This is a genomic window from Bacillus sp. V33-4 (assembly GCF_002860225.1).
GTDB lineage: Bacteria > Bacillota > Bacilli > Bacillales > Cytobacillaceae > Bacillus_BJ > Bacillus_BJ canaveralius.
Genome location: NZ_PGVC01000014.1, coordinates 23,121 through 37,338, shown reverse-complemented (window position 1 = coordinate 37,338; position 14,218 = coordinate 23,121). Strand labels below are relative to the sequence as shown.

The 14,218-nt window shown below is 44.0% G+C and carries 14 protein-coding genes and 1 pseudogene; 8 read left to right on the top strand and 7 right to left on the bottom strand.

Annotation, left to right across the window (positions count from 1 at the left end):
* Positions 1-131 precede the first annotated feature (131 nt).
* From CVD23_RS05810 to CVD23_RS22325, 6 genes and pseudogenes are all read right to left on the bottom strand, one after another.
* Positions 132-1,751 (bottom strand): long-chain fatty acid--CoA ligase, encoded by a 1,620-nt coding sequence (locus CVD23_RS05810; RefSeq protein ID WP_101578305.1) that lies wholly within the window; start codon positions 1,749-1,751, stop codon positions 132-134.
* Positions 1,752-2,013: 262 nt separating this feature from the next.
* Entirely contained in the window at positions 2,014-3,528 is a 1,515-nt protein-coding gene (locus CVD23_RS05805) for a coproporphyrinogen III oxidase (RefSeq protein ID WP_101665483.1), read from the bottom strand.
* 129 nt (positions 3,529-3,657) lie between these two features.
* Positions 3,658-4,530 carry a Cof-type HAD-IIB family hydrolase gene (locus CVD23_RS05800; RefSeq protein WP_101578306.1) on the bottom strand — a complete coding sequence of 291 codons (873 nt, stop codon included), beginning with the start codon at positions 4,528-4,530 and terminating at the stop codon, positions 3,658-3,660.
* A 125-nt stretch (positions 4,531-4,655) separates the two neighbouring features.
* Positions 4,656-4,769, bottom strand: a pseudogene (locus CVD23_RS22785) (hypothetical protein); the annotation flags it as partial.
* A 129-nt stretch (positions 4,770-4,898) separates the two neighbouring features.
* The gene (locus tag CVD23_RS05790; protein ID WP_101578308.1) at positions 4,899-5,255 is read right to left on the bottom strand and encodes a YlbF family regulator; all 357 of its coding nucleotides are present in this window, start codon (positions 5,253-5,255) and stop codon (positions 4,899-4,901) included.
* A 100-nt stretch (positions 5,256-5,355) separates the two neighbouring features.
* Positions 5,356-5,487: a hypothetical protein gene (locus CVD23_RS22325; protein WP_257985633.1), complete on the bottom strand. Its 132-nt coding sequence runs from the start codon at positions 5,485-5,487 to the stop codon at positions 5,356-5,358.
* A gap of 60 nt (positions 5,488-5,547) precedes the next feature.
* On the opposite strand from CVD23_RS22325, the gene CVD23_RS05785 reads away from it, so the two are divergent.
* The 7 genes from CVD23_RS05785 to CVD23_RS05755 all read left to right on the top strand — a co-directional run bounded on the left by CVD23_RS05785 (position 5,548) and on the right by CVD23_RS05755 (position 13,335).
* The gene (locus CVD23_RS05785; protein WP_101578309.1) at positions 5,548-6,927 is read left to right on the top strand and encodes a YheC/YheD family endospore coat-associated protein; all 1,380 of its coding nucleotides are present in this window, start codon (positions 5,548-5,550) and stop codon (positions 6,925-6,927) included.
* Between the two features lie 3 nt (positions 6,928-6,930).
* Positions 6,931-8,034, top strand: a complete 1,104-nt coding sequence (locus tag CVD23_RS05780; RefSeq protein WP_101578310.1) for a YheC/YheD family endospore coat-associated protein — start codon at positions 6,931-6,933, stop codon at positions 8,032-8,034.
* Positions 8,012-9,379, top strand: a complete 1,368-nt coding sequence (locus tag CVD23_RS05775; protein ID WP_101665441.1) for a YheC/YheD family endospore coat-associated protein — start codon at positions 8,012-8,014, stop codon at positions 9,377-9,379. The genes CVD23_RS05780 and CVD23_RS05775 overlap by 23 nt, the downstream gene beginning before the upstream one ends.
* Positions 9,376-10,578 carry a YheC/YheD family endospore coat-associated protein gene (locus CVD23_RS05770; RefSeq protein WP_257988041.1) on the top strand — a complete coding sequence of 401 codons (1,203 nt, stop codon included), beginning with the start codon at positions 9,376-9,378 and terminating at the stop codon, positions 10,576-10,578. Before CVD23_RS05775 ends, CVD23_RS05770 begins: the two co-directional genes overlap by 4 nt.
* An 86-nt stretch (positions 10,579-10,664) precedes the next feature.
* Entirely contained in the window at positions 10,665-10,877 is a 213-nt protein-coding gene (locus CVD23_RS05765) for a YheE family protein (protein WP_101578312.1), read from the top strand.
* Between the two features lie 311 nt (positions 10,878-11,188).
* Positions 11,189-12,088, top strand: coding sequence for a PucR family transcriptional regulator (locus CVD23_RS05760; RefSeq protein ID WP_101665440.1), 900 nt, complete (start codon positions 11,189-11,191; stop codon positions 12,086-12,088).
* 122 nt (positions 12,089-12,210) lie between these two features.
* Positions 12,211-13,335, top strand: coding sequence for an ABC transporter ATP-binding protein (locus CVD23_RS05755; protein ID WP_101578314.1), 1,125 nt, complete (start codon positions 12,211-12,213; stop codon positions 13,333-13,335).
* Positions 13,336-13,513: 178 nt separating this feature from the next.
* On the opposite strand, the gene CVD23_RS05750 is transcribed toward CVD23_RS05755, so the two are convergent.
* Positions 13,514-13,756, bottom strand: a complete 243-nt coding sequence (locus CVD23_RS05750; RefSeq protein ID WP_101665439.1) for a hypothetical protein — start codon at positions 13,754-13,756, stop codon at positions 13,514-13,516.
* A gap of 243 nt (positions 13,757-13,999) precedes the next feature.
* Between CVD23_RS05750 and CVD23_RS05745 the strand changes: the two genes are divergently transcribed.
* Positions 14,000-14,209 carry an alpha/beta-type small acid-soluble spore protein gene (locus CVD23_RS05745; protein WP_101578316.1) on the top strand — a complete coding sequence of 70 codons (210 nt, stop codon included), beginning with the start codon at positions 14,000-14,002 and terminating at the stop codon, positions 14,207-14,209.
* Positions 14,210-14,218: the final 9 nt, after the last annotated feature.

Here is a 14,218-nt window from a genome sequence, read left to right as displayed (position 1 = left end):
TTTTAGCACCTCGGGAGAGTTTTTTTAATACAACGCTGAAAGCTTTTTGGAACCCTAGGCCTAGCCTAGGGTTTTCTTTTCTATAATAATAAAGACCAGGGTCACTTCAGCGTGCCCTGGCCTTTTTATCATTAATTTCTTTGCAATATATCCTTTTGCACGTGGTCGCGCAGCGTTCGCTTCAGGAATTTTCCTACCGATGTTTTAGGAATTTCCTTCATAAAAATAATTTCATCGGGCAGCCACCATTTCGCAAATTGCGGCTCAAGGAATTGTAACAGCTCTTCCGCCGATGTTTTCCCTGTATAGTCATCCTTTAAAACAACACATGCTACCGGGCGTTCTTGCCATTGTTCATGCGGAACCGCGACAACAGCTGCCTCAAAAACAGCTTCATGGGTCATCAGCGCATTTTCAAGATCAACGGAAGAAATCCATTCGCCGCCGCTCTTGATTAAATCCTTCGTCCGGTCGACAATTTTCATGAATCCTTCTTCATCAACAGTTACGACGTCCCCGGTGTAAAACCAGCCATCCTTGAATGCTTCAGCTGTGCGCTCATCCTTATAATATTCGGAGGCAATCCAAGGTCCGCGTAACGCCAATTCCCCCATTTCCGCACCATCCCATTTTATTTCCCCGTCCTTGCCAATCACCTTCATCTCTAATCCTGGAACTAAAATGCCCTGCATTGCTTTGATGTTGATTTTTTCATCGTCCGATAGTTGTTCCTGATAACTCTTAAGGTTAGAAATGACGACAAGCGGGCTTGTCTCTGTAAGGCCGTATGCATGCATAAATGGGATGTTATGTTTCTTCTCGAACGCATGAATGATCCCTCTCGGTGCTGCAGCTCCACCACATAAAACGGCTCTTAGGCTACTCATGTCATAGGTTTTTTCATCGAGCTCTTTTAAAAGACCGAGCCATATCGTCGGTACTCCTGCCGTAATCGTCACCTTTTCCTGCTCAATTAATTCAGCGATCAGCTTCGGGGTAAAATATGGCCCTGGCATGACGAGAGTTGTTCCAAACCACACTGCAGCAAATGGGAGTCCCCATGCATTGACATGAAACATCGGAACGACGGGCAGGGCAATATCCTTCTCACTCACTCCTGCACCATCCACCAAACCAAGAGCCATGCTATGGAGGACAATTCCCCGGTGTGAATAAACTACTCCCTTCGGATTGCCGGTTGTTGCTGATGTATAGCACATTCCAGCCGGAGCGTTCTCATCCAAATCATCCGGGTATTCGTAACTGTCATCTGCACTGGCAAGCAGTTTTTCATAATGGTAAACCGGTTCAAGTGTCGTTTCCGGCAATTCTTCTTCATCGGTCATGATGATATAGGCTTGAACGGTGGTAAATTCACTGTGAATTTTTTCGATCAATGGCAAAATGTCGGAATCTATCAATAGCACTTTATCTTCGGCATGATTCACTATATAAGCAATATGCTGCGGTGACAGTCGTATGTTAATTGTATGCAGCACAGCCCCGCTGCACGGAATCGCAAAATAGGCCTCGAGGTGGCGGTGATGGTTCCACGCCAGTGTACCCACCTTATCACCTCTTTCAACACCGAGCGTTTCGAGACCATCTGCCAGCCTCCGTGTTCTTTCGGCAATTTCTTTGTAAGTAAACCGTTTGATGCCGCTTGCTGTTCTTGAAACAACCTGCTTTTTCGGAAAATACTTTTCTGCCCTGTTAATCATTTGTGTCAGTGTTAATGCTGTCTGCATCATTGATAATCCCTCCCGTTTAAAGTAATCGCTTTCATTTTGATTTCATAATAGTCTATAAAGTTTGTTTTTAATTCATTCTCCACATTCACAAAAGTCCCTGTTTTATTTTGAATTTTCAAAAATATTCTTGAATGAGTATATCACATTTACGCCCCGGATTTCTATCAGAGGGATATATGGAAAGAGTTATAAAAAAACCGAAATTGCGTTCTGGACCGCTTATGTTCCAGCTACTGTTAAAAGTCAAAACTCCTGCCTTTACTTAGGCAGGAGTTTCTTCCCGGGAAAATAATTCTTTTAAGATGTTCAGTTTTTTAACAGTATAATCCGCAAAGCTGTCATTATAAGTCTTCGGATCCTTCGGGTTCGCAAAATGTGTGATTTTTCCTGTATGCGGATCAATAAACTTGCTTGCCGCTCCGCAGCCAAGGCCGATGATCGTTTGCTGTTCTTCCATAATCATGATGTTATAGATGCTCTCCTGGTCCGGGAATGCATACCCGACATTTTCAAGATTTCCGAGTATGTTTTTTTGCCGATACAGGTAATAAGGAACATAGCCATGTTTCTTCGTCCAATCCTCGGCCATGTTCATCATTCTTTCCACTTCAGCACGGTCCGCCACCTTGTACTTTTGCTTGTTTTTCGTCATTTCTGACGCCCGCTTAAATGACAGAGTATGAACTGTCAACGACTCCGGCATCAGTTTCTTTGTCTCGCTTAAACTGTGTGCAAACTGATCCGTGCCTTCGCCTTGAAGCCCGATGATCAAATCCATGTTGATATTATTCATAGCCTTTTGTCGTGCGAGGTGGAACTTTTCAATCGTTTCTTCAACCGTATGATGGCGGCCGATCGCCTTGAGCGTTTCCTGCGTATACGATTGCGGATTAATGCTGATCCGGTCGATGTTCCATTTTTTTAATACTTCAAGTTTTTCAGGGCTGATCGTATCCGGGCGGCCCGCCTCAACCGTCATTTCACGGATGTCGCGGACGTTTGGAAATGAGCTGTACATTTCCTCATAAAGCATATCCATCTCTTCTGCTGAAATGCTTGTTGGCGTACCGCCCCCGTAGTAAACCGTTGTTATTCGAATATTATTTTTCTTCAGCCATGCCCCTATTGTACGGATTTCAAAATGCAACCCGCCGAGAAAAGAATTGACTGTGCCTTGCCTTCCGTTGATGGCATAAGCCGGGAATGTACAATAGGCACATTTTGTTGGGCAGAAGGGGATGCCGATGTAGATACTCACTTCTTCCTGAAGACGGTAAAGATCAGGCACAGCTGCAAGCTGACGATCAACAATTTGCTGCATCAACTGGATCTTTTCGTCTGAAATCAAATAATCCTCCTGAAGCTGTTTATGGGCTTCTTCACGAGGGACGCCTTCCTGCAATTTCCGGTGCAGCAGCTTTGTCGGCCGTACACCCGTCAAAATGCCCCATTTTTGGATGATGCCAGTATGCTCCTGCAGAACCGTTAAATAAACATGTGAGATGGCCGTTTTAATTTTTGTGAACCGCTCCTTTTCCGTGTCCTCTTCGGCTAATTCCTTTTCAAAAGATGCACGGTAATGATTGCCGGATTGATCTTTGAGGATCGCATTCACCGCAATCTTTTTGGCTGTTTCATGAAGTTGAAGCTCGATCGCCAAATCAGCATTTCCGCCTTCTTCCAGCAACACTTCTGTTTCTTCATAAAAGAGGTTCGCGATTAATTGAAGCGGCCTGGTAAAACGTTCATCTTCTATTCCTTTTATATAAATTTGCAAAGCAATCACCTTTCAAATATAAGCTTCCTTCAGTGTACTGAATCGTCTTATTGCGGTCAACATGAGGTGACCGTGAAATCCCTGAAAAAAGAAAAGAGCACCCCAAATCCGGAGCGCACTATACTTTAGCTATTTTTTCAGGATATTCATCTTTTTTAAAAAATCTATCGGATGCTGTTTACGGAAATGTTCCTTCACCATGTAAGAAACTCCATGCTCATTATTGGAGCGGGTCACCCAGTCTGCAGCCTTTTTCACTTCATATGGCGCATTGCCCATTGCTACCCCGAGGCCTGCCGCTTTGATCATCTCTATATCATCAAGTGCATCACCGATGACGACCATTTCTTGCCGGGCGATTCCCAAATGCTCGCCTAAATAGATCAGGCCGCTCAATTTTGAGACGCCGCCCGCAACAATGTCGAGTCGCAGATCAGATACTTTTACAAAATCAACCTCGGAAAACATCGACTTCATCGCTTTTGTCGAGTCTTCCAAATCCTCTTCATGTTCAAAATACACTTCTATTTTGGGCGGTGCCACTTGCTGATCAATAAGCGCTTCACTTAAAATTTCAACAAATTGCTGGGAATAAAACACGGGATCACCTGTTGTGAATACTGTTTTAGCCAACATGTTATGATTGAGCTTATATTTATTGGCAATGGAAAATCGTTCATGAACAAGCCTGATCTGGCATGGAAAAGCTTCGAGCAGCTGGACAATTTCAAAGGCAATATCTTCCTTTATCCGTTTAACGAATAGGGCATCTTTTTCAAAAGGGCCGGAAATGTATCCACCCCTGTGGCTGACAAGCACTGAATTTATTTTCAAAGCCCTGGCGGCTTTTTTTGCAGATGGAAAGCTCCTTGAGGTAACAAGCGTGACATAAATGCCTTTGTGTTGAACATAGTCTATCGCTTCTTTCGTGGATTTATGGAGTTTTCCGTTTGATTGTAAAGTGGTTCCATCAATATTTAAAGCAAGCAAACGGTAAATCATCATTGTGCCCCCTATTCTTTGGTGTCACTCCTTATAACAGGTTTATGAAACCTTTGCGGGGAATAGAACATGCTTCAAAGAAATCGTCGTTAAGACAGCATTACTCGGTTTGGAGCAAGCCAGTATTAAGATGCTATCACAACCATGTTTCTGCCACCCTTTTTCGCTTTGTACAGTGCATTATCTGCCCGCTGCAACAAATCCCTGGCTAAATCGCTTTCCCTTAGTTCAGCCACTCCAAAACTGCAAGTATCACCTGCATCATGCCCGTAGGTGTCATTGACTTTTTGGCACCAACAAAAAAAGACCCTGTTCCCAGGAGCCTTTCATAACAGCATTGCAGATCTGCGCAATCAGCTGGAGCTGTTTTATTGATTTTCTATATTTCCGTACAGTTCTTCCAAAGGCTTCATGATGATTTGGTTCAATTCGGAAATTAACATGCTCATCCGCTGTTCCGCTTCCATCAGTTTTGAAATTTTCTCATGCTGCTGGACCAGAGCCACTGCTTTCTGGGCTTGGTCGACTTCATCCTGTGCAATTTCCTGACCCGCCATCTGTTTTTGCTGTAACTGCATTTGGATGTTGCGAAAATTTTCAAACATTGTTCGTGCTGAATCATCAGCATTTACTTCCTCATAGATTTTTTTGAGTAACATATATTCATCGCTGCCTCGAACAGCTTTTTCAAGATCATAGGCAGAATCGTACACATTGATCGCCAAAAATAACACTCCTTTTTCTGGAATTCCACTACACTATACCAAACTATGCAGCAAAAAGCGAGCGCGTTCACCCGGACCGTTTCACAAAAGAAACACCGATTCAGTTCAGATACTTTTTGCAAAATACTTCCCTTTTACCATCCTTCGAAACGATGCTTTTCAATTGCACTCCCGGCCCGATTGCTTCTTTAAAATGTTTCACAAACCAGCCTGCCGGTTCATACGATACCATATCAGCTTTCGCCCATTTTTCATTTGAAAGTGACTATGACATGCAAATGAGGAATGCTTTATGAGTATTTCCCCGATAGTAATCTCAATTGCGCCGATCAAAATATTTCAAGAAAAAAACCATTTTATAAAGATCGGGAAAAAACTCCTTGATAAGTGGGGGATAGAAGAAGGAGCTACCATAAAAATGCGGATCGGCAAGCGGGTTGTCGATGCGGCTGTTATTGCAACCAGGCTTGAGGCACAGCTTTTTCTAATTCCCTCTTTTACTTTGAAGGAAATGCTGCTTCCGGTTCAAAGCCTTCAACTTATAGTCCACTATCTGCCGGAACACGAAACGATTTCGTTCGGGCCAGTACTTGCCCTGTTAACGAGCATAGGTGAGACCGTCGCTGGCGAGCCCGATTTTGGCCCATTGCATGCATTTTGTGAGGAGATGCATCATGGCCTTTCCAGCCAGGGAGGTTTGTTTTACGTTTTTAACTTTAAGAATTTTCATGTTGATGCAATAGAGGGGTATTATTTCGAGAATGACGGCTGGAAACAAATGATCCTCCCGGCTCCCGATGCGATCTATAACCGCAATCCAAGCCGCACACTTGAATTATCGCGCTACTATGAGAGGTTTCAAGCGGGTGTCGCTGCCATCGGCATTGCCCTGTTTAATCACCGCTTTCTTTCAAAATGGGAAATCCACGAAATGCTGGAGGCCGAGGAGCACCTTCTCCCTTACATCCCAGTAACCAAATTATTCAATCGAGATAATCTCACCGAAATGATCTCTGAATTTGATTCACTTTACTTAAAGCCTATTAACGGCAGCCAGGGCAGAAACATCATTCAACTGACCAGAATGGACGACAACGATTTTATGATTAGCTCATCAAACTCCTGGTTTGCCACGTCAGAACATAAAAGCCTGGATGAAACGATTAAACAGATTGAATCCCGTTTGCATAACAATATTTATCTCATTCAACAAGGAATTCCCCTCATATCAATCCATAACCGAAAGCTCGATTTCCGGCTTTTATGTCATAAAAACCTGTCCGGGAGGTGGAAAGTAACTTCGACGACCGCACGAATATCTGCGGAGCACCAGTTTGTTTCGAATATCGCCCGCGGTGGAGAAACGATGCGCCCGTTAAAGGCACTCTCGTTATATTTTGATCGGGTATCAGCTTTACAAATAGCGGCTTTAATGAAGGAAGTAGCTCTGGAAACCGCCACCATTGTCGGTGAACGGACAGATGGACTCACGATTGAACTTGGCATCGACATCGGAGTTGACTGTACAGGAGGAGTCTGGTTGATTGAAGTCAATTCAAAACCATCGAAAAATTTTGAAGAACACGATACGAAAATTCGTCCCTCGGCTAAAGCAATAATTGAATTTGCAACATCATGGGCACTAAAGCCATTTCAACTGGAGGAGGAGTGATATATGATCAAGTTCGGTATTATGGCCCTGCATCTGAACAGTGAAAATAAATATGTAAATGAAATTGCTTCAAGAGCCGCCAGCTTCGGGATCGAATGCTTCCGGTTCATCCCTTCGCAAATCAACCCAGTTACGATGCTTGTCACCGGGCATAGGTATGACACAGAAAGGTCGCGCTGGAATGCAGCGGAATTTCCGATTCCTGATATTCTCTATGATCGCTGCTTTTACGGCGATGACCGCCACTCTAAGCAGTGTATTCCGATTGTTAGCTGGTTAAAAAACAACCCGGACATTACTTTCCTCGGTTATGGCCTTCCTAATAAGCTTGAAATTTATGAAGTGTTGGCGTCATCACCACTGGCACCCTACTTGCCTGCTTCAAAACCTGTATCATTGCCTGAAGAAGTTTTAAATGAATTAAAAAGGCACAGGAAAATCATTTTGAAGCCTGTAAACGGCTCGGGGGGAAACGGAATCTATTATTTAGAAGTCCAAAAAGAAGGAATTCTTGCGAAAACGGAAAAACAAGGTAACCAAGTTAACTATCTTTTTTCAATCAAAAGCAAGCTGTCACGGTGGCTCGAGTCGTTACTAACTAAAAAAAAATTCTTAGTGCAGCCTTATTTGCAACTAACAGACGATCAAGACCGGCCTTTTGATGTCCGGGTCCTTCTCCAAAAGGACGCAAACGGTCATTGGCTTGAAAGAGGACGGGGGATTCGGACCGGCAAAAAAGATGGGATTCTTTCAAATTTAAGCGCCGGGGGAGTCGCTGCCCCTTTTCGAGCCTGGGTTGATAAAGTCGATCCGTCACTCAAAAATTTTATTTGCGAGGAACTTGATGAGCTATTAGTAAAAATTCCTGCTGTTCTTGAAGATTCATTTATGCCGCTTTTTGAACTTGGTGTTGATATTGGCATTACGAAAGACGGCGCTGTTTGGATTCTTGACCTTAATTCAAAACCGGGCCGCAAGGTGATTTTGCAGTCCCTGCCTCATCTTCAGGAAGAATTATTTTCCGCACCGCTTCTTTACGCAAAAAAAATCGGCAGCGCCGTACAGAAAGAGAGGAAACGGTACAATGAGAAAACGCTATCCAATTGAATTCTCCGCAAAAATTGATGACGTGGTTTATTATCCCGCCGAATTTCCGTTAAATGGGACCACTTTAAAAATTGCTTTTGGAAGCAAGTCGGTTGCAGCAATTATCCTCCCCCATCCCGAAGCGGAAAATGTGATCGTCATTAGCAAGAACATCCAGGCTCAGTTAAAAATGCCTGAACTGACAAGCCAGCTGCATTTATTTGTCGAAAACGAGACATTGTTTATAGGCCCTCTTGTCGGTATTTTCACAGCCGGTTTTACACCGTTTCCGCTAAGGCCGGTCGGGGATAGGTCATTGTTTTTCGCCAAGCTGCTCTCCGTGCAAAAATCTGTGGGCGTGCTGCCATTTGTCTTTGGAGAGAAACATATCGACTGGGAAAATGGGCTGATAAAGGGGTATTTTTATCAGCAAAAGGGCTGGGAGATCATCGAGGTTCCCTTTCCAAATGTCATTTATGACCGGCTCCCAAACCGGCGTACGGAAAAGCTGTTTGAGTTAAAAAAAGTGAAAGAACGCCTGCAAAACGATTATTTAATTCCTTGTTACAATCCCGGCTTTTTTAATAAGCTTGAAATTCACGAGCGGCTGCTCCAGGAAGATGCTCTGTCTCAATATTTGCCGGAAACCCACCCATTCACATCGTTCTCAAATATTGAACGAATGCTGGCAGATTACGGTCATGTGTATATAAAACCGATCAACGGCAGCCTTGGGTTCGGCGTCCACCAAATTATCTATGATAAACGGGGTGGGGATTATTATTGCCGGTATCGCGATGAACACGGAAAAAACAAACTAAAAAAGTTTGCTTCATTGGAAATATTAATGCGCCACATATTTTCCAATCAAAGTCTTTCAAAAATGCTCATCCAGCAAGGTATCGACCTAATCAGGCACGAAAAGCGCCAGATTGATTTCAGGATTCATACAAACAAGGATGAAAGCGGGACATGGCAAGTCACCGCCATGGCCGCAAAAATTGCTGGTCCGGGAAGCGTTACAACCCACATAAACAATGGCGGAGCGATCAGGACGATCGAGGAAGTTTTTCCTGATGAAAATGACCAACAAGCTTTTTTAGAAAAGCTGACAGATGCGGCTCTTGAATTAAGCAAAGGGATTGAAAAAAACATCGATGGGTTTATCGGTGAGATTGGCTTTGATATGGGGATCGACAGGAATGGCCGTATATGGCTGTTCGAAGCAAATTCAAAGCCGGGACGATCGATTTTCAAGCATCCCCGCTTAAAAGAGTTTGAACTTTTGACCCGAAAATTCTCATTAGCCTTTGCCGTATTTTTAGCAGAGCAGGCGATCACAAAACCAGAGGAAGTATTCAAGTGATTCTTCATTATAGTCAAATTGAAAAGCTCTGGTGTATTTTAACCGGTGCTGGGCCAAGGCGCACGTTCGCGTCCAATCAACAGCATTTGCCGGTGCGTCCTCTAGCTGGCCAGGGTCCCGTGCTCTCTATCCCGATTGATTCGCCGTCCAAAAATGCCGGACCGTTAATCGGGATTATGACGGCCCGAAAGAAAAATGGTGGCAGCATAGCCGGAAACGGCCAGCTGTTTGCCGCTATCCAAAAAAAAATAATCGGAATGGGCGGCATTTCTGTCGTATTTACTCCGGACCGGCTTACAGAGTCAACTATCCAAGGCTATTTATATGTACCGGGCAAGCAGAAATGGATTGAAGTTTCTGCGCCGATTCCGGATCTCATCTACAACCGGATTCCCTTCAGGCAAGCTGAAAAAACAGCAGAGACGATTGAAGCCTTCATAAAATTTGCCGACCAAAACATTCCGATCTTTAATCCGTGCTTTCTTGATAAATATGTCCTCTATGAAATTCTTAACCAAAATGAAGAGATGCGTCCCTACTTGCCAGCGACGATCGCCGTGCACAATGATGGTGAGCTGCAAGATTTTCTTGACAAGCATCACTCCATCTATTTAAAACCGCGGGTCTCAGCACAGGGGAAAGGGATTTTTCGGGTAATGAAGGATTCCGAAGGTACAATTGCGCTCGAAAGCAAACGCAAAAAAATCAGCTTCGGCAGCTATGCGAAATTTTGGGCCCATCTCAGTCCCACTGTTGAAACGAGCAAGTATATCGCCCAGGAAGCCGTCACACCTGCACGGCTAACTGGCCACCGCTTTGACTTTAGAATCCTCGCACATTGGGGGGAAAATGGCTACCGTCCGACGGGAGTAGGCATCAGGCAATCGGGACAACAGGAGTTGACCACCCATCTTCCGAACGGCGGCAAGCTTTTGCCGTACAGCCTGGTTCGCAGCAGTGAACACGATCAATTTATTGAAAAGATCGTGCGCATATGCGGCGAATCCCTTTCTTCGGAGCTGGGCTTTTTCGGTGAATTTTCGATTGATGCCGGAATCACAGCAAACGGCGAATACGTCCTTTATGAAATCAACTCCAAGCCGATGTCGTTTGATGAGCCGGAGATCGAGGAACAGCGGGTTAGGAACCTCTGCAACTTGTTCTTCCTTCGCTCCGGATTTCCCATACCGACGCAATGATCCACAACAGGCCTGCTACATGAGAGCCTGTTGTTTTATTTTGTTCGGTACTGACGGTAAAATGAAGCCAAGGAGGGATTTGCAGAATGTTAACACATTTTCAGTATAAACCGCTATATGCTAATAACCAGCTCCCGGGCTGGACGTTTTCATTTTACTTACAAAAGAAAAAATACGAAGGAATTTATCACCAAAGCGGGAAAATTGAGTGGACATCGATAGAGCCGAATCAAGAGATCATTGCAGATGTCCAGAGCCAGATTCATGAATTGATGTTATATCATGTATATGAGAAATAGTCTTCTGTTTGAAAAGCCAGCACTTTTTCCATAATTGAAAATATAAACACTGGACAGCAGGTCAGGAACGCGGACATTGAGGCGCGAAATTGTACGGTCGACGAAAAATGGTTGCTCTGAAACGCATTTCATAGTTTATGATCCAAGCAGGACATTGAGGGGCGTAATACTCGGCGGTTTCCCGCCAGTGGCGTGACAATCAATGTCTTCTTGCTGCGTCTGTTTTTCTTTTCGCTACTAAGTTTGCAACCTTTCTGCTTGTACCACTAACTGCTATAATGAGAGGTATCAAACCTTAAAGAGGAAACGTTATGTTTAAACAACTTTTATCACTTTACCCCGGTGCAGTGCTCGCGTCCAACCCTCCTGATCAATTAACTGCCGGTTACAATTGGTTCTTGTCCCCTGATCAGGATGAGTGGATCGGCATTCCCCAAAAAAACTTAAGCGAAAAAGAATTGGACTTGCTTAATGCCTTGTTCGGGAGCTTTGGGCAGCCAGCAGCAATTTACCGGGGCTACCAGGAACAAAGCTGGCATGATTTTTTATTTGCAGCAGGAAAGCCTCCCGCTTCCGATCATGCTCCAAGAAGGATGATCCAGTTTCAGTTCAAAGGGGAAAGCCTGAACAAAAACGAAATGGAGCCTGCCTTAAAAGGTTTTTTTGCGGATGATTGTATCGTTATCTGGCTAGGTGATCGATCAGGACTTGTGATTGAGGATAATAAAGGCTACATAATGGGCGAGGATGATTTCCATTCATTGGCCAATACACTGGAAAGTGATTTTTATATCAAAACCTATTTCTATTTGGGCAAGTTTTTATCTATTAACGAAGAAATGAGTCGCCGTGTTCAGTACGAAGCTGAATTCTTTCAAACAGGAATAAAACTCCTCACGAAGGAACGGATCTACACGTTTGAAAAAGTTTTTCCTGCGCTGCTGTCTGCTTCGATGCCGGAAAATTTGCGCCGTCATTTAACGCAACAAATTTTACCGGTCTTTCAAGAGGAGCCTGAAATGCTTCATACAATAAAAGTTTTTCTGGAAAACAATTTGAATGCTTCTTTAACAGCTAAAAAGCTATATATCCACCGCAACACCCTGCAATACCGGATTGACAAATTTACCGATAAAACCGGGATCAGCTTGAAGGACTTTAACGGAGCGATAACTGTATATATTGCCTGTTATTTATACGAATTAAGCTAACTTTTGATTTTTCTGCAAGTTGCCCAAAAACGCCCCTCACTTTTTGTGCAGGATGTCCATACTTTATTCTTCTATTATTCGATAGACTAAGTTCAAGCAGAATTAATAGGAGGACGAACAAAATGGCTGAATTGAAATTGGATCATATTTACAAGGTTTATGATAATAAGGTAACCGCGGTTGATGATTTTAACCTTCATATTAAGGATAAAGAATTCATCGTTTTTGTCGGTCCATCCGGATGCGGTAAGTCGACTACATTAAGGATGATCGCCGGGCTTGAGGAAATTTCGCAGGGTGATTTTTATATCGACGGCAAACGTGTCAATGATGTCGCACCAAAAGACCGCGACATTGCAATGGTTTTCCAGAACTATGCCCTTTATCCGCATATGACTGTTTATGATAATATGGCGTTTGGCTTAAAGCTTCGAAAGTTTGCTAAAGATGAGATTGACCGCCGTGTTAAAGACGCTGCGAAAATCTTGGGCCTTGAGCCATATTTAGACCGCAAGCCAAAAGCTCTATCCGGTGGACAGCGCCAGCGTGTCGCCTTGGGCCGCGCCATTGTTCGTGACGCGAAAGTGTTCTTGATGGATGAGCCGCTCTCCAACCTTGATGCAAAGCTTCGTGTGCAAATGCGTGCTGAAATCGCCAAGCTTCATCAGCGTCTGCAAACGACTACAATTTATGTAACCCATGACCAAACCGAAGCGATGACGATGGCAACACGTCTCGTTGTCATGAAAGACGGGATTATCCAGCAGGTCGGTGCTCCTAAAGAAGTATACGAAAAGCCCGAAAATGTTTTTGTTGGCGGATTTATCGGTTCTCCCGCGATGAATTTCTTTAACGGCATGCTTGAAGAAGGAAAATTCGTGATTGGCAATGTAGCTGTTGCCGTGCCGGAAGGAAAAATGAAGGTCCTTCGTGATCAAGGTTACGTCGGAAAAGAACTGATTCTTGGAGTCAGACCTGAAGACATTCATGATGAGCCTGTTTTCATCGATGCTTCAGCCGGTTCCAAAATTTCCGCAGTCATTGATGTTGCTGAATTAACAGGAGCGGAAACGATGCTCTACTCCAGCGTTGATGCACAGGAATTTGTTGCCCGCGTTGATTCACGCACTGACATCATTCCGGGACAAACTCTTGAGCTTGCGTTCGACATGAACAAAGTCCATTTCTTCGATGCTGAAACTGAACTGAGAATTCGCCCGGCTGCAGAGGCGGTTGCTGCGGTATAACCAAACCAAACAAAATCTGGCCTAAAAAGGACATATAAGTGACCTTTTTAGGCCAGATTTTTTGTATAAAAACTAATGCATGTTAACAATCATTTATAAATGAGGGCCCAAAGTGTGCTGTCTGAAAGAAACCAACTTTCTTCGTTAAAATGCGGGGACGAAAAAGGTAGAGTTAGAATTATTCTTTCACCAGCAAAACTTTTTCTAATCCACATTCGCTGCATGTAAAAAGATGCGGGCATTGCTGGTTTGAATATGTAGTTGGATAGCCGTCTTCCAGTTTCATTTGGTCAATTGGCATATACGGGCTGTAATCATCGTAGTAGTCCATGATTCTTCCTTGCTCCGCCAATGGCTGCCCGCAAGATGGGCATGCGACTTCCAATCTCCTAAAACCGTTGCAAATCGGGCAGGCAGACATCATGGTTGCTCCTTTCCAAGTAGTATCTTTAGTGTTTGTTTTTCTTATGAATTATAGTTTGGCCAACTTCAGGAAATTATTGCGCTTTATTCCTCTGATAATCCATCAAATAAAACGCATACTAATAGCGCATTAGCATTTCCTTCATGATGTTGGGTTAAACCAAGCAGGTAGCAGGCCACGCCTGCGGCCGGTGCGAATCCGGCTAACCCAGCCAAAAGAATTCAAATGAGGAGATGATTACTGATGTCTAACAGAAGTGGATCCTCCAACAAACTGCTTGTTCCGCAAGCTGGTCCGGCTCTTGACCAGTTGAAAAATGAAATTGCCCAGGAGTTCGGAGTGCAGCTGGGCGCGGATCAAACTGCCCGCGCCAACGGTTCTGTCGGCGGTGAGATGACAAAACGCATGGTTGCTCTTGCTCAAGCTCAGCTTAGCGGACTGCGGCGTTAATTTGAATTT

What these genes read in the sequence shown, in the direction of transcription:
- CVD23_RS05775 (WP_101665441.1), top strand. Translation starts at nt 8,012, where the DNA reads ATGAGAAAACGCTATCCAATTGAATTCTCCGCAAAAATTGATGACGTG.
- CVD23_RS05785 (WP_101578309.1), top strand. Translation starts at nt 5,548, where the DNA reads ATGAGTATTTCCCCGATAGTAATCTCAATTGCGCCGATCAAAATATTT.
- CVD23_RS05780 (WP_101578310.1), top strand. Translation starts at nt 6,931, where the DNA reads ATGATCAAGTTCGGTATTATGGCCCTGCATCTGAACAGTGAAAATAAA.
- CVD23_RS22325 (WP_257985633.1), bottom strand. Translation starts at nt 5,487, where the DNA reads ATGGTATCGTATGAACCGGCAGGCTGGTTTGTGAAACATTTTAAAGAA.
- CVD23_RS05800 (WP_101578306.1), bottom strand. Translation starts at nt 4,530, where the DNA reads ATGATTTACCGTTTGCTTGCTTTAAATATTGATGGAACCACTTTACAA.
- CVD23_RS05810 (WP_101578305.1), bottom strand. Translation starts at nt 1,751, where the DNA reads ATGATGCAGACAGCATTAACACTGACACAAATGATTAACAGGGCAGAA.
- CVD23_RS05750 (WP_101665439.1), bottom strand. Translation starts at nt 13,756, where the DNA reads ATGTCTGCCTGCCCGATTTGCAACGGTTTTAGGAGATTGGAAGTCGCA.
- CVD23_RS05755 (WP_101578314.1), top strand. Translation starts at nt 12,211, where the DNA reads ATGGCTGAATTGAAATTGGATCATATTTACAAGGTTTATGATAATAAG.
- CVD23_RS05760 (WP_101665440.1), top strand. Translation starts at nt 11,189, where the DNA reads ATGTTTAAACAACTTTTATCACTTTACCCCGGTGCAGTGCTCGCGTCC.
- CVD23_RS05765 (WP_101578312.1), top strand. Translation starts at nt 10,665, where the DNA reads ATGTTAACACATTTTCAGTATAAACCGCTATATGCTAATAACCAGCTC.